Annotated in this window: 24 protein-coding genes and 1 riboswitch; of the genes, 8 read left to right on the top strand and 16 right to left on the bottom strand. The window is 40.9% G+C overall.

Going from position 1 to position 25,048, the window contains the following annotated elements; all coding sequences use genetic code 11:
• The 6 genes from N9I19_RS11730 to N9I19_RS11705 form a co-directional block, all read right to left on the bottom strand.
• A complete protein-coding gene (locus N9I19_RS11730) occupies positions 1-366 on the bottom strand; it encodes a toprim domain-containing protein (RefSeq protein WP_061465493.1) in 366 nt (121 codons plus the stop codon).
• A gap of 92 nt (positions 367-458) precedes the next feature.
• The gene (gene gcvH, locus N9I19_RS11725; protein ID WP_125162586.1) at positions 459-842 is read right to left on the bottom strand and encodes a glycine cleavage system protein GcvH; all 384 of its coding nucleotides are present in this window, start codon (positions 840-842) and stop codon (positions 459-461) included.
• 95 nt (positions 843-937) lie between these two features.
• Positions 938-1,294, bottom strand: a complete 357-nt coding sequence (locus tag N9I19_RS11720) for an arsenate reductase family protein (protein WP_289336870.1) — start codon at positions 1,292-1,294, stop codon at positions 938-940.
• 141 nt (positions 1,295-1,435) lie between these two features.
• Positions 1,436-3,223, bottom strand: a complete 1,788-nt coding sequence (locus N9I19_RS11715) for an acyl-CoA dehydrogenase family protein (protein WP_317777884.1) — start codon at positions 3,221-3,223, stop codon at positions 1,436-1,438.
• A gap of 71 nt (positions 3,224-3,294) precedes the next feature.
• Positions 3,295-4,473 carry an acetyl-CoA C-acetyltransferase gene (locus tag N9I19_RS11710; RefSeq protein WP_317777883.1) on the bottom strand — a complete coding sequence of 393 codons (1,179 nt, stop codon included), beginning with the start codon at positions 4,471-4,473 and terminating at the stop codon, positions 3,295-3,297.
• A 70-nt stretch (positions 4,474-4,543) separates the two neighbouring features.
• Positions 4,544-6,973: a 3-hydroxyacyl-CoA dehydrogenase/enoyl-CoA hydratase family protein gene (locus tag N9I19_RS11705; RefSeq protein ID WP_411730429.1), complete on the bottom strand. Its 2,430-nt coding sequence runs from the start codon at positions 6,971-6,973 to the stop codon at positions 4,544-4,546.
• 165 nt (positions 6,974-7,138) lie between these two features.
• On the opposite strand from N9I19_RS11705, the gene N9I19_RS11700 reads away from it, so the two are divergent.
• Entirely contained in the window at positions 7,139-7,270 is a 132-nt protein-coding gene (locus tag N9I19_RS11700) for a YuzL family protein (RefSeq protein WP_089361901.1), read from the top strand.
• Positions 7,271-7,321: 51 nt separating this feature from the next.
• Here the strand turns inward: N9I19_RS11700 and N9I19_RS11695 are convergent, their stop codons facing one another.
• The gene (locus tag N9I19_RS11695) at positions 7,322-8,239 is read right to left on the bottom strand and encodes a proline dehydrogenase family protein (RefSeq protein WP_317777881.1); all 918 of its coding nucleotides are present in this window, start codon (positions 8,237-8,239) and stop codon (positions 7,322-7,324) included.
• Positions 8,240-8,388: 149 nt separating this feature from the next.
• Here N9I19_RS11695 and N9I19_RS11690 point away from each other — a divergent pair, with 149 nt between their 5' ends.
• Together N9I19_RS11690 and N9I19_RS11685 are read left to right on the top strand one after the other, a co-directional pair.
• Positions 8,389-8,667: a hypothetical protein gene (locus N9I19_RS11690; RefSeq protein ID WP_317777880.1), complete on the top strand. Its 279-nt coding sequence runs from the start codon at positions 8,389-8,391 to the stop codon at positions 8,665-8,667.
• A 13-nt stretch (positions 8,668-8,680) separates the two neighbouring features.
• Positions 8,681-9,016: a spore coat protein gene (locus N9I19_RS11685; protein WP_317777879.1), complete on the top strand. Its 336-nt coding sequence runs from the start codon at positions 8,681-8,683 to the stop codon at positions 9,014-9,016.
• Positions 9,017-9,096: 80 nt separating this feature from the next.
• On the opposite strand, the gene rodA is transcribed toward N9I19_RS11685, so the two are convergent.
• On the bottom strand, positions 9,097-10,269 hold the full coding sequence (gene rodA, locus N9I19_RS11680) for a rod shape-determining protein RodA (protein ID WP_317777878.1): 1,173 nt from the start codon (positions 10,267-10,269) through the stop codon (positions 9,097-9,099).
• Between the two features lie 156 nt (positions 10,270-10,425).
• Here rodA and N9I19_RS11675 point away from each other — a divergent pair, with 156 nt between their 5' ends.
• Complete coding sequence (locus N9I19_RS11675) at positions 10,426-10,548, top strand: hypothetical protein (RefSeq protein ID WP_317777877.1); 123 nt, start codon at positions 10,426-10,428, stop codon at positions 10,546-10,548.
• Positions 10,549-10,559: 11 nt separating this feature from the next.
• Here N9I19_RS11675 and N9I19_RS11670 read toward each other — a convergent pair whose 3' ends face one another.
• Positions 10,560-10,667, bottom strand: a complete 108-nt coding sequence (locus tag N9I19_RS11670; RefSeq protein WP_317777895.1) for a metal ABC transporter permease — start codon at positions 10,665-10,667, stop codon at positions 10,560-10,562.
• A gap of 457 nt (positions 10,668-11,124) precedes the next feature.
• Here N9I19_RS11670 and N9I19_RS11665 point away from each other — a divergent pair, with 457 nt between their 5' ends.
• Positions 11,125-12,087 carry a LacI family DNA-binding transcriptional regulator gene (locus N9I19_RS11665; RefSeq protein WP_176431801.1) on the top strand — a complete coding sequence of 321 codons (963 nt, stop codon included), beginning with the start codon at positions 11,125-11,127 and terminating at the stop codon, positions 12,085-12,087.
• A gap of 254 nt (positions 12,088-12,341) precedes the next feature.
• A riboswitch (Lysine riboswitch) is annotated at positions 12,342-12,527 on the top strand.
• A 96-nt stretch (positions 12,528-12,623) separates the two neighbouring features.
• Positions 12,624-14,075, top strand: coding sequence for an amino acid permease (locus N9I19_RS11660; RefSeq protein WP_317777876.1), 1,452 nt, complete (start codon positions 12,624-12,626; stop codon positions 14,073-14,075).
• Between the two features lie 48 nt (positions 14,076-14,123).
• Here N9I19_RS11660 and N9I19_RS11655 read toward each other — a convergent pair whose 3' ends face one another.
• The 6 genes from N9I19_RS11655 to N9I19_RS11630 all read right to left on the bottom strand — a co-directional run bounded on the left by N9I19_RS11655 (position 14,124) and on the right by N9I19_RS11630 (position 21,171).
• A complete protein-coding gene (locus tag N9I19_RS11655) occupies positions 14,124-15,803 on the bottom strand; it encodes a glycoside hydrolase family 13 protein (protein WP_317777875.1) in 1,680 nt (559 codons plus the stop codon).
• Between the two features lie 83 nt (positions 15,804-15,886).
• On the bottom strand, positions 15,887-16,969 hold the full coding sequence (locus tag N9I19_RS11650; RefSeq protein WP_317777874.1) for a Ger(x)C family spore germination protein: 1,083 nt from the start codon (positions 16,967-16,969) through the stop codon (positions 15,887-15,889).
• Positions 16,966-18,066, bottom strand: a complete 1,101-nt coding sequence (locus N9I19_RS11645; protein WP_317777873.1) for a GerAB/ArcD/ProY family transporter — start codon at positions 18,064-18,066, stop codon at positions 16,966-16,968. Before N9I19_RS11645 ends, N9I19_RS11650 begins: the two co-directional genes overlap by 4 nt.
• Before the next feature lie 23 nt (positions 18,067-18,089).
• On the bottom strand, positions 18,090-19,598 hold the full coding sequence (locus tag N9I19_RS11640) for a spore germination protein (protein ID WP_317777872.1): 1,509 nt from the start codon (positions 19,596-19,598) through the stop codon (positions 18,090-18,092).
• A gap of 229 nt (positions 19,599-19,827) precedes the next feature.
• A complete protein-coding gene (locus N9I19_RS11635; RefSeq protein WP_317777871.1) occupies positions 19,828-20,355 on the bottom strand; it encodes a YhcN/YlaJ family sporulation lipoprotein in 528 nt (175 codons plus the stop codon).
• A gap of 486 nt (positions 20,356-20,841) precedes the next feature.
• A complete protein-coding gene (locus N9I19_RS11630; protein WP_289319401.1) occupies positions 20,842-21,171 on the bottom strand; it encodes a DUF948 domain-containing protein in 330 nt (109 codons plus the stop codon).
• Between the two features lie 119 nt (positions 21,172-21,290).
• Here N9I19_RS11630 and N9I19_RS11625 point away from each other — a divergent pair, with 119 nt between their 5' ends.
• Both N9I19_RS11625 and N9I19_RS11620 read left to right on the top strand, forming a co-directional pair.
• The gene (locus N9I19_RS11625) at positions 21,291-21,470 is read left to right on the top strand and encodes a hypothetical protein (RefSeq protein ID WP_317777870.1); all 180 of its coding nucleotides are present in this window, start codon (positions 21,291-21,293) and stop codon (positions 21,468-21,470) included.
• 358 nt (positions 21,471-21,828) lie between these two features.
• A complete protein-coding gene (locus N9I19_RS11620; protein ID WP_317777869.1) occupies positions 21,829-22,449 on the top strand; it encodes an RraA family protein in 621 nt (206 codons plus the stop codon).
• 57 nt (positions 22,450-22,506) lie between these two features.
• On the opposite strand, the gene ltaS is transcribed toward N9I19_RS11620, so the two are convergent.
• Positions 22,507-24,474, bottom strand: a complete 1,968-nt coding sequence (gene ltaS / locus N9I19_RS11615) for a lipoteichoic acid synthase (protein ID WP_317777868.1) — start codon at positions 24,472-24,474, stop codon at positions 22,507-22,509.
• Positions 24,475-25,048: the final 574 nt, after the last annotated feature.

Here is a 25,048-nt window from a genome sequence, read left to right as displayed (position 1 = left end):
TTAATCGTTCATCCTTTGACTTAAAAATTTCATTTTCACATTCATATTGGCAGATAAAAGCACAGTTGCGATATGATGTTCGGGTGAGCTTTCCACTTCTTTGTACATTTTATTAATATACAGGTGGTTCGCTTCCGGCATTTCCCTTCGGAATTGCTTCCGCAGCTTTTCTCCTGATTCATCTGCGTCAAACAGGAGATAAACATCACGTTCCATCAATTCATCCACTAATTCATCGAGCTTAGTTAATGATATGGTCCCATTCGTACATCTTATATCCACATCTTCATTTAAAACGGAGGCAACTTTTTTTCTATCGGAACTGCCTTCTACAATGATCACTTTATCGAACTCGCCCCATTCCATGTCATCACTCCATCTCACGAATTATGTGCGCAACTGCAATTGTTCAAAATGAAAAAGAGAGCAGGCCTTTTCAAGCCCCCCTCTCCTTCGTTTTAACCGTTAATCAAACTTTCATATTCTTCAGCGCTCATCAGATTTTCAATATCACTGCTATTTGATGGTTCAAGCACGATCATCCATGCTTTTTCAAAAGGAGATTCATTTACATATTCAGGGTTGTCACTTAAATCTTCGTTTACTTCAACAACCTTGCCACTGATAGGAGCATAAAGCTCAGAAACCGTCTTAACGGATTCCACACTTCCAAATGGCTCGTTCGCTTTCAGTTCATCACCGATTTCTGGAAGCTCAACGAATACGATGTCCCCAAGCTCGGACTGGGCGAACGCAGTAATTCCAATGCGCACTGTTCCATCTTCCGTTTTGACCCATTCATGTTCTTTAGTGTAACGAAGTTCTTTTGGTGTTGTTGTCATTATTAACCCTCCATATGTACATCTTATTTTATCTATTCCATTATAAGGCAGATCTTATGTTTAAGTAAGGAATTAACCAAATATTTTGTTAAATTTCAGTTCCAAACCTGATTGAATTGCTCTTCTTTGAAGCCTACCGTCACTTTGGTACCATCCGTAACAATCGGCCTTTTCAGAAGCATGCCATCTGTGGACAATATATCAAGCATCTCTGCATCAGAAGCTTCTTTCAGCTTATCCTTTAAGCCCAGCTCCCGATATTTTTGACCGCTAGTATTGAAAAACTTCTTCAACTCTAAATTGCTGATTTTATATAGTTGTTCAATTTCAGTTCGCGAAGGCGGGTTTTCCGCTATATGGATTGCTTCATATTGCAGTTCATGATTATCCAGCCACTTTTTCGCATTACGGCATGTGCCGCATTTTGGGTACCAATATAATGTTAAGCCCATCGTTTCACCACCTATCATTAGAATACCCGTTTTCACCACGCAATACAATGAAATATCCTTTGAATTCCCAATGAGATTTCATCAAAGGAAATAAAGGGAATGCCTTTACGGGCATCCCCTTTACAGATTCTGATTTATTGCTTATAGCGCATATTTTTCCGTTTCGATTACCTTAACCGAAGCTTCACGTTTTTTCGCAATGACATTGATTGGAGTGTGTCTTGTCAGCTTGCGAAGGGAAGCAAGCATGATGCGAAGTGTGTCGCCTGTTTCCACCGCAATTAACGTTTCCTTTGCATGTTGTTCTATTTCATTGAAAGCTTCCTGAACGAAAATTTCCGTATAAAGTACTTTTTGTTTGTTCTTCTCCAGCCCCGTAGACGCAATTGCTTTTTCCGTACGTAACACAACGGACTCAGCTGCATAGGCAAGGGAAGCTATATCAGCAATGTTGGAGAGGATTTCTTGTTCTTGATCAAGGTTTTTCCCGTATTTCTGTGCAGCAAGGCCACTAGCCAAAATACCGATTTTCTTAGCGTTTCTAACAAGCATTTTTTCTTGTGCCAATGGCTCATCGCCAGGCTCTTCCGGCATCATCATCATTAATTCCTCTTGCAGGCTTTGTGCCTTTTGAAGAAGTGGCAATTCCCCTTTAAGTGCTTTTTTCAGGAAAGTTCCCGGAACAAGCAATCGATTGATTTCATTTGTACCTTCAAAGATCCGGTTAATACGGGAATCACGATATGCTTTTTCGATTTCATACTCCTGCATGAAGCCATAACCACCATGAAGCTGTACGCCTTCATCCGTAACGTAATCCAATACTTCGGAGGCGAAGAATTTATTCACTGAACACTCAATTGCATATTCAGCGATTGCAGCTGCCATTGATTTTCCATCTTTCACTTGCTCATCCGTCAACTTGCTCTGTCTTTGATCATAAAGTCCAACGGTACGGTAAACAGAGCTTTCAGCAGCATAAATTTTTGCCGCCATTGTTGCAAGTTTTTCTTTCGTCAAGTTAAAATCGGAAATTTTCGTTTTGAACTGTTGGCGTTGATTCGTATAAGCAACTGTAATCTCAAGGGCACGTTTAGATCCGCCGACAGCACCCACGCCTAACTTATACCGGCCAATATTCAGGATATTGAATGCAATGACATGCCCTTTTCCTGCTACACCCAAAAGATTTTCGACTGGTACAAGAACGTCTTCAAGGATTAATGTACGTGTAGATGAGCTTTTGATCCCCATTTTCTTCTCTTCAGCACCAGTTGATACGCCTTTATAATCTCGCTCAACAATGAAAGCAGAGAATTGTTCGCCGTCGATTTTAGCGTAAACACAGAAGACATCTGCAAAACCTGCATTCGTAATCCATTGTTTTTCACCATTTAAAATATAGTGGGTTCCTTCTGCATTCAATTTCGCTGTCGTTTTTGCTCCTAAGGCATCTGAACCTGAGCTGGGTTCCGTCAATGCATACGCAGCAATTTTCTCTCCCGTTGCCAGTAAAGGGAGATATTTTTTCTTTTGTTCTTCATTCCCGAATAATACGATTGGCAAAGATCCGATACCTACGTGTGCACCATGCGTAATACCGAAGCCGCCTGCAAGTGCCATTTTTTCTGTAATTAATGCCGAACTGATTTTATCAAGACCCAATCCGCTGTATTCCTCAGGAACGTCAGCACCAAGTAAACCGATTTCACCTGCATGCTTCAGTAATTTAACAGAACGGTCAAATTCATGGTTCTCTAAATGTTCAACCTGCGGCAGAATTTCATTCACTACGAAATCCTCAGAAGTTTTGGCAATCATTTTATGCTCATCGGAATAATCTTCAGGTGTAAACACTTGATCATACGTAATATCCTCTACTAAAAAGGCTCCGCCTTTAATGAGGTTATCTTTAGTTTGATTCGACATGTTATTTCCTCCTAAATGTTAATGATAGTAAACCCGCCGGAAGCATGTTGACAGCTTCTGGAAAGGGTGGGTCACGCTAATAATTCAAATACTCCGGCAGCTCCCATTCCGCCGCCGATACACATTGTCACGATTCCGAATTGTTGGTTTCTGCGCTTCATTTCATGAAGCAGACTTAATGTCAATTTTGCTCCTGAACATCCTAGGGGATGGCCCAAGGCAATGGCTCCACCATTCACATTGACAATCTCTTCATTCAATCCCAGCTCACGAATGATTTGAATGGATTGGGAAGCGAAGGCTTCATTCAATTCAAATAAACCAATATCGGATAACTCAAGGCCTGCTAGTTTTAAAGCTTTAGGAATGGCTGCAATCGGTCCGATGCCCATAATTTCAGGTGGTACCCCCGCTACAGCAAAGGAGCGGAACTTACCAATCGGTTTCATCCCTAATGAAGATGCCTTTTCCCCATCCATGACCATGACCGCGGCTGCTCCATCACTCGTTTGTGATGAATTCCCTGCTGTTACGGATCCTGTAACAGAGAATGCAGGTCTTAGTTTTTTCAGCACTTCAATAGTCGTTCCTGGACGAACGCCCTCATCCTGCGCAAATGTGAATGATTTTTCCTTTAATTTAAGATCAGGCCCCACTGAGCGGAGGGTTACGTCAACCGGCACGATTTCATCCGAAAACTTTCCTTCTGCAATGGCCTTAGCCGCCCTTTGATGACTTTGTACAGCAAATGCATCTTGATCGGCTCGGGAAATTTCGTACTTTTTTGCAACGGCTTCAGCAGTATGGCCCATACCCATATAATATTCCGGGGCTTTTTCCGCAAGTTGCGCGTTCGGGCGTGTTACATGGCCCATCATCGGCAGAAGGCTCATGGATTCCGCTCCGCCTGCAATGACTGTATCACTTTGGCCAAGCATGATTCTCTCCGCTCCATAAGCGATACTTTGCAATCCGCTTGAACAGTAACGGTTAATGGTTATGGCTGGCACTGTATAAGGCAATCCTGCCAATGCTCCAATGTTACGCGCCATGTTCAATCCTTGCTCAGCTTCAGGCATCGCACAACCGATAATCAGATCATCGATGGTGCCTTCATAATTCCCTGCACGCTTTAACGTTTCCTTTACAACAAGAGCCCCTAAATCATCCGGGCGTACATTAGCAAGAGAACCTTTTTTCGCTCTTCCTACCGGAGTCCTTGCTCCAGCTACTATTACCGCTTCTTTCATGAGGATCCCCCTTACTCATTTTTAAGCTATCAATCTATTAACCTTCGTTTGGCCATATCTTCATCTATTATCAGTTACGGAGTGGTTTCCCTTTAACAAGCATGTGCTGCATCCTTGCTTGTGATTTTGGAGTTGAAATCAGTTTTAGGAACGCTTGTTTTTCTAGGTTCAAGATATACTGTTCATCCACTTTCGTGCCAAATGGGAGTTTCCCCCCTGCCAAGACGTATGCAAGCTCTTTGGCTATGACAAGGTCATGATCGGATAAGAATCCTGAAAGGCGCATGGATTCCGCCCCCAATAGCAGTGTGGCATAACCCGTTTCACCTACTACAGGAATCTTTGTGCAGGTTGGAGCAGTATAACCTTGTTCATACATGGAGATGACTGCCTGCTTCGCATCATATAGTTGATGATCCGCATTCACGCTTATTCCATCAGTTGAATTAAGGAAATTATCCCCGCGTGCTTCCTCAGCAGAGGTTGAAACTTTTGCCATGGCGACCGTTTCAAATACTTTGTTGGCCACTTTCTGTAAATCAAAGTCGACACCCTTCGGCATATTCCTCAATGTCTTCACATAAAGTTCTTTAGTACCGCCGCCGCCTGGGATCAAACCTACACCAGCTTCCACTAGTCCCATATACGTTTCAGTCGTTGCCTGGATGCGCGCAGCCGGAAGGGATACTTCAGCACCACCGCCAAGTGTCATATTAAACGGGGCTACCACTACCGGGACCGCACTGTACTTAATTTTAAGCATCGCCTTTTGGAATTGGCTGATGACCATATCAAGTTCGAGAATATTGTCATCTTGCGCTTCCATCAACATCATTGCAATATTAGCGCCAACACAGAAATTCTTGCCTTGGTTACCGATGACCAGGCCTTTAAAATTCGCTTCCGCTTCGTCGACCGCCGCATTGATCATTTGCATGATATCCAGACCGATTGCATTATTCGGTGAAGTGAATTCAAGAAGAGCCACTCCATCGCCGATATCTATCAAGCTTGCACCGCTGTTTTTCTTGATTACGCCTTTTTGCTTCTTGATTGCTTTAAGATTGATTACTTTAGGATTTTCGATAAGCTCTTTATATTCACCATTATCATAATAGTGGACAATGCCATTTTCTTCTTTATAGAAAGAAGTGATGCCCTTGGCGAGCATATCCTTCACCCATTGCGGAACTGTGAGGCCATCCGCTTCCATGCGGGCTACCGATTTCTCTACACCTATCGCATCCCAGGTTTCAAAAGGACCAGTGGACCATCCGAAGCCCCATTTCATCGCTTGGTCGATTGCCACTATGTCATCCGCGATGTCACCAAGCAGTTGGGCAGAATATACAATCACCGGATTCAGCACGTTCCAAAGCAATTGGCCAGCACGGTCTTCGCTATAAACAAGCGCTTTCAGTTTATTTTCCAAGCCCTTGGCCTGTTTAGCCATTTCGATGGAAGGCGTTTTTAATTTTTTTCGTTCAGCATATTCAAGGGTTTCGGGATTCAGTTCAAGGATTTCCTTGCCCCTTTTCAGGAAAAACCCTTGACCTGACTTGCTTCCAAGCCACCCATTCTTAAGCATTTCATTCATGAAATCAGGTATTTTGAAAACTTCTTTTTCTTCCCCATCCACCTGGTCATATACGTTTTTGGCAACATGTGCAAAGGTATCCAATCCAACTACATCTAGTGTCCGGAAAGTCGCGCTAGTTGCCCTTCCGATTAACGGTCCTGTAACCGAGTCGACTTCTCCGACACTGTATCCGCCTTTTTGCATTTCCCGGAGAGTGACCAATAAACCATAAGTGCCAATGCGGTTTGCGATGAAATTTGGCGTATCCTTGGCTTCGACGACACCTTTTCCCAGTACATCTTCTCCGAATCGTTTCATGTATTCGAGCACTTCTGGTGAAGTAGCTTTAGTAGGGATGATTTCCAACAATTTAAGATAACGCGGTGGATTGAAGAAGTGGGTTCCCAGGAAGTGCTTTTGAAAATCCTCCGAACGGCCTTCTGCCATCGCTTCGATTGAGATTCCGGATGTATTCGATGAAATGATGCTTCCTTTTTTACGATGCTGATCAACCTGGGCAAATACACTTTGCTTAACCTCAAGTTTTTCAACGACCACTTCAATGACCCAATCGACATCCTTTAAGCGACTTATATCATCTTCCAGGTTTCCTGCCTCGATCAATGCAATATTTCCCTTAGCAGAAAGCGGAGCTGGTTTCTGTTTTAAAAGTTTAGTAATCGCAGTTTGGCTGATGCGGTTACGCACTTGTTCATTATCTAATGTCAGACCCTTTTTCTTTTCATCCTCTGTGAGCTCACGAGGTACAATATCCAATAATAAAGTCGGAATGCCAATGTTAGCAAGGTGTGCAGCAATCCCTGATCCCATAACTCCTGACCCTAGAACAGCAGCCTTTCGTATTTGTCGAACCAAGTTTATATCCCCCTTACGAAGTATATTGAATGAATACTCATTCATTTTTAATCCAAAAAATTTTGAATATTTTTTCTTATTATTAATATAGAATAAATTTGGAAATTCCGCAATGATTAAACAGGAAAAAAAATATTTTTTCCTCCAAATTACTTTGGTTATTTCTCCTCTGTTCAGTAAAAAATAACCGGGCAGGAGGTGAATTATAAAATGAAGAGTAAAAATAATCCTTCTAAAGCAGCTGTAAGTGCAGCAAGCGTAAAAGGCAATGCCGGACCTGGCGGTGAACGTCAACATGGAATCAATAAAGTGAACAGCCAGAACAATCAATTCAAAAAATAAAGCCTTCCATTAGAGCAGCAGCCGTCCCTTATCCGGGGCGGCTCTCGCTTTCTATTTCTTGAAAAGGCCTTTTAAAACGAAAGCAATATTGGCCGGTCTCTCCGCAAGGCGGCGCATGAAATACCCATACCAATCCGTACCATAAGGAACATACACCCTAACCTTATATCCTTCTTTAGCAAGTTCAAGCTGCTTCTCATTACGTATGCCATACAACATTTGAAATTCAAATTGATCCTGGGGAATTCCCTCCCCTTTGACCAAGTCCCTCGTATAATCAATGATTTTATCATCATGTGTGGCAACGGCTGTATAATTGCCATTCAGCAAATGCTGCTTGATAATTTTCTTGAAATTTTCATCGACGTCTTTTTTCTCGGAAAAAGCCACTTCCCTTGATTCTTTATATGCTCCTTTAACAAGTCTTAGATTCGGATGGTATTCATTCAGCTCCTCAATATCCTTTTCGGTCCGATACAGATATGCTTGGATGACAGTCCCCAATTCATTATATTCAGCCTTTAAGTTTTTGAATACATCCAAAGTTGGCTGACAGCGCGGAAAATCTTCCATGTCAAGCGTCACGAAAACCTTATGGGCTTTGGCTTCCGCTAAAATCCTCCGCATGTTGTTCATTGCGACTCGTTCGGATACATCCAAGCCCATCGAGGTTAGCTTCAGAGATAACTGTGAATCCAGTTCATTTCTGCCAATCATGCGAATCGCTTCTATACACTCATCTGCCATCTTCCTTGCTTCTTGTTCCTCTTCTATGAATTCGCCTAAATAATCAATGGTAACAGCAAGCCCTTTCCTATTTAGATCTGCAATCACAACAGAGGCCAAATCCAATGTTTCTCCTGCCACGAAACGCGAGGCCCCAAACCGTAATCCGTATTTTTTCGCTGCCATTGTCATGCTTTTGTTCGTTGATAAAAAAAGAAATAGACTTCTCAATATTCTTTCCATCTGCATTCCCCTCCAAATCATTTTGGAAAATAGATGCACAAGATTATTTTACCATTTAATTCAATTTTCAGAAATTTAGAATCAAGAATAAAAAAATTTCTTGAAGGGGAAATTAAGTACGTTTAAAGAACACTGAAGGAGGTAGAATGATGGAACAGCAAAATTCGTTTAACAGCCAACAGCAGTCCACCGGCTATATGACACAGCCACCGGAAATGGTTTCGGTAAAAGACAGCTTATACTTAACCGATATGCTTGCATGGAATCTGAATGCGATTAAAAAAGCACATTTTTTTGCCACTCAATGCAAGGACCCACAAATCATTGATGCGTTAAATCGGTGCGGACTCATGCATCAACGCCATTACGATACCATTTTGAAACATTTGAATCCGGATCAAAACCAGGTTCAACAACAATACCAGTAAAGGAGGGTTCTTGATGCCCAATGAAAACAAAGTCAAAAATCCAGAATCCCCTGTAGCAAAGACTCCTCAAATGAATGACAGGGATTTTATAAATGATATGCTCACAACTGAAAAGTACTTTTGTAACTCCTTTTCCGTTGCCTTGCATGAAATGAGTAACCAAGCATTATTCCAAGACATTTTCTCCGTTTCGAAAGAAAATCAGGAGATGCAGCGTGAGCTCTATAACCTTATGTTCGAAAAAGGCTGGTATAGTTTAGAAAAGGCGCAGGCTCCGAGCCTAAGCCAATCGTATCAACAATTTTCCGGATATAAAAATCAGTTCCCACCTGGATCGAACATTCAATAAGCAAACATTCAGGGGGAGATTCTGCTTCCCTTTGTTTTTTTTGCACAAGTAAAGCCGGCCACGGGAGGCCGGCTTTATATTTAGATATCCGTAGAAAACATATACTTCTTATAGTGATACCGAATGCTGAATATTAAGCCCATGGCCATCATGTTCCCCATTAGCGAGCTTCCTCCATAACTGATAAATGGAAGTGGAATCCCCGTAATCGGTAAAAGGCCTACCGTCATGCCGATATTTTGAAAAACGTGAAACGTCAACATGCTTATAACGCCAACACAGATATATGTATAGAAGTTATTTTTCGTGTCCATTCCCGTTTTTGTTATGTGGTAAATCAATAGGAAAAACAAGGAAATCAAGATGCTTGATCCGATGAAACCGAATTCTTCACCGATGATGCTGAAAATGAAATCCGAATGACTCTCTGGGAGATACACTACCCTCTCACCTATCCCCTTACCTGTGGTCTGGCCGGAGCCGATGGCCAGTAAGGATCTGGTTAAGTGGTACCCCTCGGAGCTCGCATAATTATATGGATCAAGCCAAGAATAGATACGGCCGAATTGATAGGTTTTTACCCCTAAGTATTTTTCCAGGATCTCCGGCTTCCAAAGGACGAAGTATAGGACCGTGGAAGCGACGGCGATTCCTCCCGAAATGATAGGCAGCAGAATCTTCCATGATATACCTGATATGAAAACCATTCCGAGCATGATTGACAAGATGACAAGCCCGGTGCCTAAATCCGGCTGTTGCATGATTAACATTAGCGGGGCACCTGTAACGAGACCGATTTTAATAAGCAGCCAGATATCCGTTTGAATCGTTTTCAGCGTGTTTTTGAGATGATGGTTTGATATAAGATTTGCTAAAGCCAGGATCAGGAAAACCTTCATGAATTCCGATGGCTGAATCGAACCGACCCCTGGAATTTTGTACCAACTTCTTGCACCATTTATTTTAGGTACTACGCTTTCTGGCATTAGGATCAGCAATAAAAGCAAAAATAATCCGAATCCATAGGCATACCAGGAAATTTTTTTCAGTTGATCCGAATCAAGGGTGATAAACCCTAATACGATTCCAATCCCCACTATATACCAAAAGATTTGTTTGATTAAGAAGTTTTCCGCGTACTGTCCAGTCGTTTGGGCACTATAGATTGCTAAGCAACTTCCTACGAATAATAACAGCAATATTGTGACCAAAGAAAAATCTATTCGAGATGAAAATTTATTTTGTTCTTCCATACTTAACTCTCCCTTAAAAAGGCTCCTGCGATACAACTTTAAATACACTTATTCATTATACTTTAAACAAATAAAATCACAACTATATCGAAGAATAGTTTACAAGCTTCATGAAGTTATCTGCATGGAGCCTGCAGAAAGGGGGAATTTAAGCATGTGCCTCCTTTGATTTTCTCCAATTCCAGCACACTTCTGACCAATCCATTGCTTGGGGAAAAGAGAAAGGCCACTCCAACCATGCAACCGGATATCGTGGCATCCAAAATGGCAGCTGAATAATAACCGATGACTTAATTTAACACCCCGACCACTATACTGACCAATATCATTCTACTTAACCGATCTGTCCGCAGATAAGCCGTTGAGGCAGGTATGATGAGCATTCCAACTACTAAAATGGAGAGTGCTTTTCCTTCGGTACATGAAACGTAATGATGAAGTTATATTTATATTGTGGAGTTTTTATGGTGAATATAAACTAGGGGAGCTTTTTCTAATGTTTATGATGGGACGACGTGAAATTCACGAGTAAACGTGTGTATTTCACGAGTAAACGCGGATTTCTCGACGGGCATCTGGCATTCCATGTGCATTGCCAATCATTTTTCCGGCTTTTTTAAAGAAACTGCCAAGTACGCCAATCCCAATTCGATTCCGCAAAGTACAAACAGGCTGATTAAAGTTTGGAACATCCTGATCTCCTCCTCCGCTAAGACTTAAACCAATCTTAAAGGATGAAACCCATACCAGAACAAGACCTTATTTGAAGAAATCTTCAGCAGCCATGCTCTGTTCTCTTGCTCTGAAATGGGTTTCATACGGTACAATATAAAAAAAAGAAAAAATGGTGATCCCATGACAAACATTAAAGAAATTGCTCAATGTGCTGGTGTATCTGTCTCAACAGTATCTCGTGTATTGAATAATCATCCTTATGTAAGCCCTGATAAGAGAGAGAGCGTTTTACAAGCCATTGATCGCTTGAATTATTCGAGAAACATCAACGCCATTCATCTTTCAAAAGGCAAAACAAATCTTATCGGCATCATCATCCCCTTCACCAATCACCCATATTACGGGGCAATCGTTAACGGAATTACTAAACAGGCAAATGCAATTGGGTGTCATATAGTGATCTTTCAAACCCATTATGAAAGAGAGAAAGAAATCCAGGCTTTGAATATGCTGCAAATGAAGCAACTCGATGGCATTATCGTTTGTTCAAGAATTTCGGAAATGAAAATCCTCTTGGATTATCAAAAATACGGACCTATTATCTTATGTGAGGATACAGCCCAGGCTGAATTCTCATCCATCAGCATTGATCATTATGCAGCATTCTCCTGTGCCCTTGAATACGTGATTTCTAAAGGATATAAGAAAATTGGATACAGCCTCGGCCGTAAAAAGAGCAGGAACAGTTCTCTTCGAACAAAGGCCTTTAACGATATCATGAGTAAACATCAACTTATAAACAATAAAGAATGGTTGTTTGAAGGCAGTTATCACATCAAAGACGGTGTAAAGTTGTTTGAGGATTGGCATTCGATGATAAACAAACCTGAAGCCATCATCATCACTAATGATGACACGGCTGCTGGATTCATGCTCACCGCTAAGAAATCGGGTATGAGGGTACCTGAAGATGTGGCCATTCTGGGCTTCAATAATGATAGCCTGAGTGAGATGCTGGACATCACGACCATTTCCTTGCCTCTGGAATGGATTGGGAAAATGGCAGTGGATCTATTTGAGAATCCCGAATCGGTCCAACATGTAAAATTGGACTACGCCCTTATAAAAAGAAGGACCGTTTAATAACGGTATTGTTATCAGAATGGCTTTACTTTTATATATCGTTTCCTCTTCCAATCTTTCGAGAACTAGGGAAAAATAACCACATAAAATAATCATTGCGATATCCCAGAAGTTATTTTATAATTTTGATATAGTAAAGTTTACTCAGTTACTAGCATTCTATTAGCGATTGCATAATTTTTCATGAGTACCATCGTACGGCCAATTACAAGCTGGCGTTACGATTTAAGAAAATTGAATACTTCCTCATTTACCGATGAGTTAGAGGCTGCAGCTTATAAAAGTAGAACGGACGAGATTCTGGAAAATTCAAGACTCCGTTTGAAAGGATAAGTTGCCGAAGTTAGGGTATATTCCATGTATATTCTCGCTGGCGGTGTCACCGAACAGGAACATCACTGTCACGTTTTTTCAAAAAAGCGTGGGGAGCTATCTTCGGAAGGATAAACGGGTTTATTATAAACAGCCGTCGATCTTTTTCGACTGCTGTTTTTTTATATTTCGTTCCCTTCCAATAAAAAGGAGTGTAACATCAATTGTCAAATTCACAATCAACATCAAGCCCCACTGAATTAAAAAGGAGCCTGAAGGCGCGGCACTTAATGATGATTTCATTAGGTGGAACGATTGGAACAGGTTTATTTTTAGCAAGTGGCGGTGCCATTCATTCAGCCGGACCCGGCGGTGCCTTGGTGGCATACGCGGTCATCGGCATCATGGTTTATTACTTAATGACAAGTCTTGCAGAAATGGCAGCATTCATGCCAGTGGCCGGTTCGTTCCGTGTCTATGCATCCAAATTCGTCGATCCGTCTTTCGGTTTTGCGATTGGATGGAACTACTGGTATAACTGGGCAATCACCATTGCCGCTGAATTAGCAGCCGTTGTCTTAATTATGAAGTTCTGGTTTCCTGATACTCCCTCCTTCATCTGGAGTGCTATTGCGTTAATCACTATGTTTCTTATCAATTACATGTCCGTTAAAGGTTTTGGGGAAGCAGAATTCTGGTTTGCCATGATCAAAGTCGTGACAGTCGTCATTTTCTTGATCACTGGTGTTCTGATCATTCTCGGAATCATGGGTGGAAAAGACCCTATTGGTTTTTCCAATTTCACAATGGGCGAAGGTCCCTTTAATGGAGGGTTCTTCACGATTCTAGGTGTATTCATGGCTGCCGGCTTTTCATTCCAAGGAACAGAATTGCTTGGAGTGACGGCTGGTGAAAGTGAAGATCCAGAAAAGAATATCCCTAAGGCGATCAGATCCGTTTTCTGGCGCATCATCTTATTCTATATCCTTGCCATTTTTGTAATTGGAATGATCATTCCGTTTACGGATTCACGTTTATTGAGTGAAGATGTTGCCGTAAGTCCCTTCACGCTCGTATTTGAACGGGCTGGCCTTGCATTTGCTGCATCCATCATGAACGCGATCATTTTATCATCCGTACTTTCCGCCGGTAACTCAGGCATGTACGCTTCAACCCGTATGCTCTGGGACTTGGCACGTGATGGGAAAGCACCTAAATTCCTTGGCAAGTTAGATAAAAGAGGAGTACCCGTGAATGCACTTATCGTGACTTCTTTAGTTGGCTGCGTTGCATTCTTAGCATCATTTTTCGGAGATGGTGTCGTTTATATTTGGTTATTGAATGCTTCAGGCATGGCAGGATTCGTCACCTGGGTCGGGATTGCGATCGCCCATTATCGATTCCGCAAAGCCTACGCAGCTCAAGGCCTTGATATGAATGCTTTACCATACCGGGCCAAAGGCTTCCCATTCGGGCCAATATTCGCCCTTGTCCTATGTATTATCATTATCATCGGACAAGGCTATCAAGCTTTCAGCAGTAATGGGATCGACTGGAATTCAATGTTCGTTTCCTACATTGGCTTAATTCTATTTTTCGTCCTATGGTTCGGCTATAAAATTAAACATAAAACGAAAGTCATTCCTCTTGAGGAATGTGACCTTAAATCAAAATAATACTAAAAAGGACCTGGTCTTCTCTAACGGAGAAAACCAGGTCCTTTTTCATTTCAAATGATACACACGACATTCATATGGACGCAGAGGCATTCTCGAGATTCCTTTTTCCCCCTGTTCATAATTACCGATCAGCCTTGTAGCAGAATATGAATTTAGCTCTTCAGGCAAAGAATATGCGGCATGCTCCTCCTTAAAGTTGCATAGCACTAACAGCTTTTCATCTTCAAACGTTCTCGTATAGGCAAATATTCGTTCATCATCTGGACAGAGCAGTTCAAAACGGCCATAAACGACAATTTCATGTTTTTTGCGTAATTGGATAAGCCTTTTATAAAAATGAAAAATGGAATTTGGATCATTGTAGGCTTTTTCTGCATTAATCTCGGGAAAATTGGGATTGACCTTAATCCAAGGAGTCCCTTTCGTGAATCCTGCGTTCCGGGAGTCATTCCACTGAACCGGTGTCCTCGCATTATCCCTGCTTCGGGCGTGAATGGCTGACATCATCCGCTCTTTTGACCAGCCATGCGAATTGACGAGTTCGTCATATGAATTCAACGTTTCAATATCCCGATATTCATCAATGCTTTCAAATGCAACATTGGTCATTCCCAGCTCTTCCCCTTGATATATATAAGGTGTACCTTGAAGCATATGAAGACAGGCGGCAAGCATCTTTGCGCTTTCAATACGATACTCTCCATCATTTCCAAACCTTGAGACAATCCGGGACTGATCATGATTGTTCCAGTATAAACTGTTCCAGCCATCCTCCTCCAAACCAGTCTGCCACTTGGAAAGAATTTGTTTTAAATCGCTTAGGTTCCACTTTTCGTTACTCCATTTCCCTTCTGGTCCGCCCCCCAAATCCATATGTTCGAATTGAAAGACCATATGTAATTCACCACGATCTTTCCCTGTGAACAATTGCGCTTCCTCCGGGGTGACTCCTGGCATCTCCCCAACGGTAATCACGTCATATCCTGAAAGTGCCCGTTGATTGATTTCCTGTAAAAACTCATGTATCCGCGGGCCATTCAAGAAAAAGGGGCTTCCATCACCAAACTGCTTCCCATGCTGAATGGATCCATCTGAATAGCTCTGATCTTTTGATAGGAAGTTGATGACATCCATCCGAAAACCATCGACACCCTTATCCAGCCACCAAGTCATCATGCTGTAGATTTCTTCACGGAGCTTAGGGTTCTCCCAGTTTAAATCCGGTTGTTTCTTGCTGAATAAGTGTAAATAATATTCATCTGTTCCTTCATCATATTTCCATGCCGAACCTTTAAAAACGGACTCCCAATTATTTGGTTCTTTCCCATGCCTTCCAGGTTTCCAAATATAATAATCACGCTTTGGATTGTCTATAGAGGATCGGGATTCCTTGAACCACGAATGTTCATCTGAAGAATGGTTGACCACCAGGTCCATCATGATCTTCATTCCACGTTCATGCACCCCCTTCAGCAACCTGTCAAAATCAGCCATGGTCCCGAATTCAGTCATGATTGATTGATAATCACTGATATCGTACCCATTGTCATCATTGGGAGATTGATAAACAGGGGATAGCCATATCACGTTCACACCCAACTCCTGTAAATAATCGAGTTTCATAAAGATCCCGTTTAAATCCCCTACCCCATCTCCATCACTATCCATGAAACTCCTTGGATACACTTGATATACAACTGCCTCTTTCCACCATGCTTTGTCCATGCCTTTCCCCCCTCTTTAGCCGCATTGATATAATTACACCAATACCCCTATTATAAAGGGGGAAACTTCAGAATATTCTTCTTTTATTCTACTATTCCCGTTTGAATCATTTCAATATCCAAATCCACCTCGATTGGAATATGAGGATAGGCCTCCTCCCAATGTTTCTGATTGAAATTTCTTGTTTTACTTTTAGCGATATCACCGAGTGCAATCGGATCTATGTTGTTTTCCTGAAACATGGTTACCATCTCATGTAATTTTTCACCAATGACATGTTCTGCTTTGGCCTCTATTTTATTCAGGTCGACTGATTTACCCAAGTCATAACCTTGGACCTCTAGCAGACTCGCTTTTAATTTCACTTCAATCCTGACTTCGGGGTCTTGATTTGCATTCCTGATATCATAATGGACACGTGATTCCACGTTATTGATATCTGAAAAGTCATTTTCCTTCCATTTGATTTCATAACTCCCCAGCTTAAAATTTTCACTAAGGACTTTGAATAAAAATCCGTCCTGATAAGGGATGTATTTGCCGATATACTTGTCCCTTTTAAACAGGGCGATACCCTTTACCCGTATATGGTCTCCTGCAGTTTCCAATAGGGGCATGACCGGATCGATTCCTTTACCATGACATGCATATAAATACCTGTGCAAATCTACATCAGGCAAATTAGTCTTGATATTCTGTTCGATCAGCTCTTTCACTTGGACTCCTGGAGTTTTAATCAACTTCGGCTCCATTTTAACTACATCCTCCGCTTTGCCACGAACGATCGCTAAATATAAATCCCTTCCCACCATTGGGTCACGCCTATATGTATCAATATAATCATTCAAGCCCTTACCTGCCAATTGTTCACCATAGAGAATGACTGTCAGTCTCCCGCCGACAATCGGGAATGGTGTTTTTGCATTTTCTTGATGGCGGCCAGTCTTTATATTATGGGAGGTCGCTTCATATACTTCTCTACTTAGTTTTGCTTCTTCCCCAGGCTGAGGAACGCTGACAGCGACCGTTCCTTTCACTTTTTTGTCTCCGGCATCATCATAACCTACGACTTCAGCAATTAAAATATCTTCTAATATTTGCTGCTCCACCCCGCACGCTGTCATCATGAAACAACCTAATGTAATCAAGGGAAGTTTGATTTTCATGGATTAAGACTCCTAACTTTATAGACAATCGACTGCCATATGAATAAGAGAGGAAGGTACAAATAAACGATATAAAAACCTATTTGCGAACTGATTGTGTTAAACCTATCGATTCTATAGCGGTTATCCAAAAAATAGCAAGAAACTAAAATGATAAGCAGGATGTAAACTAACACCTTTTTCTGTCTAAATCCAAACACTCTTTTTACTGTTCTGCTCGCTGCCCAAACCCCTAGGCAAACATTCGGCAGCACCATGAACAGCCAAACGGAAATCCCTATATATTCAAACCTCTCAACGAATGGAAGGTCCACAATTTTCCATAAAGTCAATGTAGCCCAAATTACATCTTTCAGCTGATCTTGATGATAGTAGGCTAACGAGACAATAATGAAGACTAAATATATCGACATAGTAAACAACGCACCTAAGTGGGCCCACTTTTGAGAGTCTTCACGCTTTTTAATGAATGGGTAATAGATCAGGAGTAATTCAAAACCAAGGTAATTCAGGGTCATTCTCTTACAGGCCTTCATGATTTCCAAAAAGGAATGATCAAGTAAAGGACCCAAATTCTCAAAGTGGGCGTGCTTTAATGGGAAATAATTCAAAATTAATAACGGCGATCCAATAATAAGTCCGATTATACAAAAACCAGTAACGGTCCTAAACCCTCCCACCACAAAACTATACACGAGAATTAGAATGATGGTTAATAGCATCAGGACATTAACACCAGGGAACATCCAAACCTGAATGACTTCCAAATAAGTCCTGATAAGAATGATGGAGATCATTATAAAGTAGAGGATGAAAAAAATGTTGAAAGCATTTCCTACCCATTTACCAAACAAATCTTTATGGATAGCAACCAAATCCAATGTTTGGGGACCCCTGCCTAAAAGCTTGAAACACATCCAAAGCAGAACATTTATGATTAACCCTGATATGAGGACCGATATCCAAGCGTCTTGACCAGCCTCTTTCGCTATGATCCGTTCAAACCCCAATACCCCTACTCCGATCTGCATGCCTGGCAAGAGGAAAAAAACAAAAAATGGAGATATTAGTTTAGTTTCCTTTGGTTTGACTTCCATACATTTTCACCGCTTTCTTCGCCTTATTCATCAATATCACTTTGGGAGTTATTAGTTTCCTCCTTCCTCCTTAACCTTAGTGGCTTTTCTGTCCGCAGAAATTGTGGGCGTTTAGTCTGCTTTGAAAAAGGGAGGCGAATTAGACTATCTTTAAAGTCATAAATCCTTAACGGGTAAAGAGGGTCTAAGTATGGACTGCCAAGCGAAGTCAATTTCAATAAATGACTTAAAATGAATGCACTGCATAAAGCTAATCCGAACAGTCCGTATAACTGCGCTGCAATTAGAAAAGGGAAGCGGATAAGGCGAATCGTATTACTGATTTGGTAAATCGGCACTGTAAATGAAGCCAAGGCAGCCAAAGCGACAAGCATCAATAGCACATTACTGACAAATCCCGCTTCCACAGCGGCTGTACCGATGACTATACCGCCAACAATGCCGATGGTAGAGCCCACCTTAGCAGGCAGCCTAACCGCTGCTTCCCTCAGCAATTCAATCGTTCCTTCCAGCACGATCGCTTCCAAAATCGGCGGAAAAGGGATCACTCCCCTTGATGAAATTAAGATTGGCAACAAATCAGTTGGGATCACCAGATAATGATAGGTTAAAACGGCAACATACAGAGGTGAAGATAAAACGGAAAACAGGACTGCGAAAAGACGAATCAAACGGAATGAAGTACCAAGATTCCAAATTTGAAAATAATCCTCAAATGAAGAAAAGAACGAAATGATGGTGTTGGGACCAACTAATGCATGAGGCGATCCATCCAGCATAATCCCTATTTTCCCCTCTGATAATACACTGGCCAGATGGTCAGGCCGCTCCGTATCAATCAGTTGGGGAAACATCGAATTCCGATTATCCGTGATCATCTGGTTTACAAACGAAATATCCACGATCGTATCATACTCTATATCATCTATTCTCTGCATGACTGTATGGATGATCTGTTGATTTACAATCCCATCTATGTAGAGCACCACTAACCTGGTTTGCGAGATGCTCCCAACCCGAAATTCCTTGGACTGCAATTCAGGAATGGGTAACCGATTGCGAATTAGATTCAAATTCGTATCAAGCGATTCAACAAAAGCCTCCTTAGGCCCAGCGACTGTATATTCCGACTCGGGTATGGAAGTTTGCCTTTTCACACTGTGAGCACAAGGAATCAGCAAACACATTTCATCATCTTTCTTGTATTGAATCAAGATCGATCCTGCCAAAACCAACCTTTGAATAACGTTTATATCAGTCGTCACTTTCATATCTTCCATCGGAATATCGCTTTTTAATTGCTTAAGATCCTTCTTTGTTTGATTAGAGATGACAGCCAGTACTTGTTCATGGAGCTGTTGTTCACTAATCAGTGAATTGAAATAGGAGATGGTATAGCCATCTTCATTCGGGAATTGGAAGGTAAGAAAATCATTAGATGCTTCAAATTTTTTAAGAAGTTCTTGAAAGTCCTTGGAAGTAACCTGAAAGGCTGCTGCATCCGTTTTCTTCCTTCCCTTAAAAAACCTCACTAATTCCGCCTCCCATTACCTGTCTTGAATTTTTTAGTTTACCCAATTATTGTAACCACCCTCTTTAAAGTTAGTCATGATTCACCGATATCCTAAAAACCAACTCGCTGCTGATTACCTTTAGTTTTTTCCCTGAAATAGGAAAAGGCCTATCCGGATCCCATGCCTAAAAAAGCATGATATCTAACGGATAAGCCTTTGCGTCTTCATTCATTTAACTCTTTGCCAATTACTTTTGGCTTGGAAAAACGCGTGTTACAAGTTTACGGAACTCATCAACGAATCCTGCAACGGGTTTTCCATTCTGAATGTCATTCGCATACTTATGCATGCTTTGAACAAAGTCAGGGTTTGTCGAAACATAAACGTTGTCTACCGATGGATCTGCTCCTCTTGCTGCATCTGCAATCCTGCCTTTAAGGTCATTCGAGATATCTTTATCCCCGCCGTCATTTAATACTGCCCCAACATATGCATTATTATCAGTCACGATGACCCTGGCGTCCTTTACTTCCTTCAAGGCTTCAACACGATTTGAGATATCATCGGAGACCCTCATATCGTTTGCATCATTATCATTATCATTATCATTATTTATATTTCGCTTTGTATCGCTGACATTCGTCGGATGTTTTACATTATCCTGATGCGTACGATTCAGGCCAAGATTTTCATTGGCACCTTGTTTATTATTAGTAGAACAACCTGTAATCACTAAAACCATCATCACACTTGATACTATCGCCTTATAATTCATATTCTCCACTCCTTTCAAACGTTTAACATTACTATTTACGAGGAGTGGATAGATTATTCATGAGAAGTGACTTTCAATCCGATAGTACCTTCACCCAAAAAACACCAAACGCACCTCGTACCGTACATGATGCCTACCAGAACTGATCCCTGGAGCCCCTATTTCAGTCCCAATGGCATAATGGGTTCCCTAGGCAATGATTTTTATCGCCGATGATAAAAAAACTAATATCCATGCCAGCAATCATTATATTTTAAACTCATCGCCTATATTAAATATTCACGCAATCGCAATTGAATCAAAGCCATCTCTTTTTCCTCTCCCAATACAAAAAAAGCCCGATAGGTCATAATCATAACCTCTCGAGCTTTTTCCCCTCCGTGTAAGCAGATCCCTGCGCGTTTCTCCTGAACCATTCCGGTAAAATTCCAACAAATCTTTTATTACTTTACGATATCATGTGCATTTCCAAATTCGGGCAAACGCCTATGCATCACTTTTGTTTCTAAGCTTCCATTTGTCACCTTTTATTGAAAACCAAATATTTTTGAATGGTTCCGGTGTTTTTTTAGCGGCATCAACCGTATATTGTACAGCCTCTTTTTTATATTGAACATCTTCTGTGATTTCTTGCTGAGTCATGGCGAGTTGATCCGTCTCTGACTTAATCTGATCCGTTTTTGCCTGAATGCGTGAAACAGTTTCAGTAACACTTTCAATTGTCGGTTTCGAATCCTTAAATGTTTTGAAAGCAAAAAAAGCGAAATAGATGACCGATCCGATAAAGAGGGCAAGACTAATATATACAATAACCACCTATGATTCCTCCTTTTATTTTACCTTTACTATACCCGTAATCCTTGAGCAGAAAACGAATCCCCATGTATTTTCTTTTATGCCTGGTCATATTATTGAAAGAAAAAGGAGGAATGAAAATGAATCATATGCCTCTACTTAAAGCCTGTTTTAAAGCTGGAATACACTTCATTAGACATATAACCATACCACAGGCTGCCGTTATAGCAGGAATCATTTTTTTGATCATTCATCCAGAAGTTTTAAGCCCCCTTTGGCTTACATTGGCAACCTCCGTCTTGGTTTTGCTCCTGCTTTGAAGATTGTTGAAAACCACACCAGTTCCACTTAAGGACCGCTTCACTGCGCTGGCGCTTGAGGCAGGATAACTGAAGGGGGTATAAAAGATATTTCCCTCTTGAGACATAGGCGAATGAAGTAAACAGGCTATATAGAAGTACATACAGAACAAGTAGGAAACGCGATGTGTAAAGGATAATCCATGAACATGAAAATTTAATCAATCGATTGATTAAACCATTGACTTGCCTTGCCCCCTTATGACAGAAGAACTTCACCACATTTCCCATTTTACCGATAAGCAGAAATTAAATGGAAAATTACGAAATTTGTGTATAATTAGACTATATTCATAACCTTCAAGGAGGAATCATATTCATGGATACTCTCATTCAACAGTTTAGGAATTTGCCCACCACGGCCATTTCAGATGCAATGGAAGGATTGAACAATCTGGAATCAGCGATTAAACCCTTAAAAGAAGAGTTTCATTTTGCCGGACGTGCTTTAACCGTACAGATGCCCGTCGGTGATAATTCAGCCGTCTTGAAAGCAATCGGCGAAGCAAGACCTGGAGATATAATAGTCGTTGACAGCAAAGGTGATACATACCGTGCAATAGCAGGTGACTTTGTTGTCGGCATGATGCAGACCATGGAAATTGGCGGTCTCGTAGTCGATGGAGTCATTCGTGATCTTGAAGCAATTAAAGAAATGAATTTCCCTGTTTTCAGTAAAGGGACAACTGTTGCCTCAAGTGGCAAGGCTGGTGTAGGGCAAACTAATATCCCCATTTCCTGTGGAGGTGTCACAGTGTTTCCAGGTGACATCATCATAGGGGACATAGATGGAGTCGTTGTCGTGCCACAATCCATGGGTGAAGAAATCCTGATCAAAGCAAAGGATAAAATCATGAAAGATAAACTGCGTGCAGAAAAATACGCGGGAAAGCCTGAAGAAATAAGAAAGTATGTTGCCATGATGACCAATAAAGCATGATCTAACGCATATAAAAAAAACAGGCAGGAAGCAATGGCTTCCTGCCTGTTTTTCAGCTTATTTATCGGAATTGGCTTCCTTTGAACCTTCTTCATTATATGTGTAATCATAATCAGCAGGGTTAATTGGCTTAAAACCCTTTGGAGTATAGAAACGGAGTAAGTCACCGTTCACCACTTGGTCGGATAAATTGAGCATCTTTTCAACTCTCTTTTTATAATTGCGGATGTCATCATTTTCCTTGACCATTTCTCCTGTTTTCGTATCGAAGTATTTTCCTTTAATGGAAGTAACATCTGGTGTTACAAAATCACCATTCCTGAAAGGTACAACTTCACTATGATCTTTAGACAATAAGTCAGAACCGAATTGTACATAATCTTTAGATTCAATTCCTAACAAATGCAATAAAGTCGGGAGAAGGTCAATCTGTCCTCCGTATTGGTGCATTTCCCCGCCTTTAACACCTGGAACATGAATCAATAATGGTACACGTTGCAATTGGGCGTTCTCAAATGCGCCAACATCCTTGCCAAGCACTTTTGACATGGCTTCCGTATGGTTTTCCGAAATACCATAGTGATCGCCATACATAACGATTACTGAGTTATCATACAGACCGGATTTCTTCAGATAAACGAAAAACTCCCTAAGCGCTTCGTCTGCATAGCGTGCAGTTTGGAAGTAATCATCAACGGAAGCATCACCTGTCGTTTGCTTACCGATTGTTGCCTTGTCCTGGTCCATGGCATATGGGAAATGATTAGATACCGTTATGAATTTTGTATAGAAAGGCTGTTTAAGCGTTTCTAACATTGGAATCGATTCTTTAAAGAAAGGTTTATCCATCAAACCATAACTTAGCACTTCTTCTTTATTCTCCATATTATAATGGCTTGCATCGAAAAATTGATTGAACCCAAGAGCCTTATACATCTGGTCTCGGTTCCAGAAAGATTTGTAATTACCATGGAAAACAGCAGATGTGTATCCTTTTTCTCCTAAAATCGCAGGTGCCGCTTGATACGTATTTTGGGCTCGGTTTGTGAATGCTGCCCCCTGTGGTAAACCGAACAGGGAATTTTCAAGCATGAATTCAGCATCTGCCGTTTTACCTTGGCCTACTTGATGGAAGAAGTTATCAAAGTACATGAAATCTGACTTCTCATGTGCAAGTGAGTTTAGAAATGGAGTTACTTCTTCCCCGTTCAACTTATAATCGATCATGAAATTCTGCATGGATTCCAAATGCAGGTATATGACATTTTTACCTTTTGCTGCACCAAAATACTTAGGGTTCGGTTCAGCGCTTGTTGCCTTCGTATAATTGACTACTTCCGCGATATCCGTGCTATTTGCAGTTGCACGCTGAGCGTACGTTTTAGTATTCTGAACGGCATCATATACCGTATAGTTGAACATACCCAAATATTTGACAATATAATTCCGGTCGAATGTTCTTGACAATAATTGCGGACGATCCTTTTCAGCAAGCCCTAAATTAATAGCAAAAATTGCAAGCCCTGCAAGATAAATCATTCCAACCGTACGGCGTTTGACTTTGAAGTTTTCCACTTTAAAGTCTTTGAAACTATACAACACAATCAAAAGTACCGTATCAAGGAAATAAAATACATCATGGGATTTAAATAATGCTAATGTACTTGGTCCCAAGTCACTTGCATTTTGCACTTGTGTCAAAGTTGACATAGTGATGAAATCTGTAAATGAACGGTAGTAAACAATATTGAAGAATAACCATAAGGACATCAATAAGTTCAATCCGATGATCCATTTAAACGATTTTTTGCCTTTCGCCAATAGTGCCAAGCCAAAGAATAAAATGGCTGAACTAATCGGGTTTATGAACAGTAGGAACTGTTGCAGGCCATTTTCAAGCCCTAAGTTAAATTCAACTCGGTATCCAATATACGTTTTTATCCAAAACAAGACTACCGCAATAAAGAAAAAGCCTAGTATGTTATCTGCAAATAAATGCCGGCTTTTTTTAAGAAAATTATTCATGCTCTCACCTCTATTAATCTAGTGGTTTATTTATATAAATTTTTACATACTTACAAAAGACGGAAAATCGGAAACCTTATGATAGCATTCTTTCAATCAGATAGTCAAGACTGTGCAAACCACCTTTTGTCACATCAATAACCCTTATGATCCAGAACACTTCTTTAGCTTATGAACAACTTTTGAAAAAGTAACAGAGTTTCGACCGTCTTGATTTTCTATAACAAATATATAGGAATTCCATGTCTTAATCCAATAAATATCACCGTAACTTTTTTGGGTTACTGTGGATCACCGTCACTATTTAGTTTAACTTCCTTCAGGCTTTTATCATTATAAACGACTCTTTATAAAAACACCAGCACATTACAAAATATGTAAAGATATAAATCTTCAATCATTGAATGCTATTAGATATTTAGAGGATTTCTTTCCCGATAATTCGACATCTGAAATTTGATTGACGATTACATTGATGCATCGCTCCCCCGCACTTTCTATTTATCTGTAAGAACCAAAAGCCTGCTTAAGTTCACCCGTTCATTTACTGCATCCTCTCAAGTTAAAATCCCAT

This window comes from Peribacillus sp. CSMR9, from assembly GCF_033141925.1.
In the GTDB taxonomy this organism is placed as follows: Bacteria; Bacillota; Bacilli; order Bacillales; family DSM-1321; genus Peribacillus; species Peribacillus simplex_A.
This window is presented reverse-complemented; position numbering and strand designations above follow the sequence as displayed.

Coding starts and splice junctions, on each gene's coding strand:
- N9I19_RS11720 (WP_289336870.1), bottom strand. CDS start 1,294: ATGGGCTTAACATTATATTGGTACCCAAAATGCGGCACATGCCGTAAT.
- N9I19_RS11650 (WP_317777874.1), bottom strand. CDS start 16,969: ATGAAAATCAAACTTCCCTTGATTACATTAGGTTGTTTCATGATGACA.
- N9I19_RS11685 (WP_317777879.1), top strand. CDS start 8,681: ATGCCCAATGAAAACAAAGTCAAAAATCCAGAATCCCCTGTAGCAAAG.
- N9I19_RS11730 (WP_061465493.1), bottom strand. CDS start 366: ATGGAATGGGGCGAGTTCGATAAAGTGATCATTGTAGAAGGCAGTTCC.
- rodA (WP_317777878.1), bottom strand. CDS start 10,269: ATGGAAGAACAAAATAAATTTTCATCTCGAATAGATTTTTCTTTGGTC.
- N9I19_RS11625 (WP_317777870.1), top strand. CDS start 21,291: ATGAATCATATGCCTCTACTTAAAGCCTGTTTTAAAGCTGGAATACAC.
- gcvH (WP_125162586.1), bottom strand. CDS start 842: ATGACAACAACACCAAAAGAACTTCGTTACACTAAAGAACATGAATGG.
- ltaS (WP_317777868.1), bottom strand. CDS start 24,474: ATGAATAATTTTCTTAAAAAAAGCCGGCATTTATTTGCAGATAACATA.
- N9I19_RS11665 (WP_176431801.1), top strand. CDS start 11,125: ATGACAAACATTAAAGAAATTGCTCAATGTGCTGGTGTATCTGTCTCA.
- N9I19_RS11645 (WP_317777873.1), bottom strand. CDS start 18,066: ATGGAAGTCAAACCAAAGGAAACTAAACTAATATCTCCATTTTTTGTT.
- N9I19_RS11705 (WP_411730429.1), bottom strand. CDS start 6,973: ATGAATGAGTATTCATTCAATATACTTCGTAAGGGGGATATAAACTTG.
- N9I19_RS11710 (WP_317777883.1), bottom strand. CDS start 4,473: ATGAAAGAAGCGGTAATAGTAGCTGGAGCAAGGACTCCGGTAGGAAGA.
- N9I19_RS11700 (WP_089361901.1), top strand. CDS start 7,139: ATGAAGAGTAAAAATAATCCTTCTAAAGCAGCTGTAAGTGCAGCAAGC.
- N9I19_RS11655 (WP_317777875.1), bottom strand. CDS start 15,803: ATGGACAAAGCATGGTGGAAAGAGGCAGTTGTATATCAAGTGTATCCA.
- N9I19_RS11620 (WP_317777869.1), top strand. CDS start 21,829: ATGGATACTCTCATTCAACAGTTTAGGAATTTGCCCACCACGGCCATT.
- N9I19_RS11715 (WP_317777884.1), bottom strand. CDS start 3,223: ATGTCGAATCAAACTAAAGATAACCTCATTAAAGGCGGAGCCTTTTTA.
- N9I19_RS11695 (WP_317777881.1), bottom strand. CDS start 8,239: ATGGAAAGAATATTGAGAAGTCTATTTCTTTTTTTATCAACGAACAAA.
- N9I19_RS11690 (WP_317777880.1), top strand. CDS start 8,389: ATGGAACAGCAAAATTCGTTTAACAGCCAACAGCAGTCCACCGGCTAT.
- N9I19_RS11635 (WP_317777871.1), bottom strand. CDS start 20,355: ATGAATTATAAGGCGATAGTATCAAGTGTGATGATGGTTTTAGTGATT.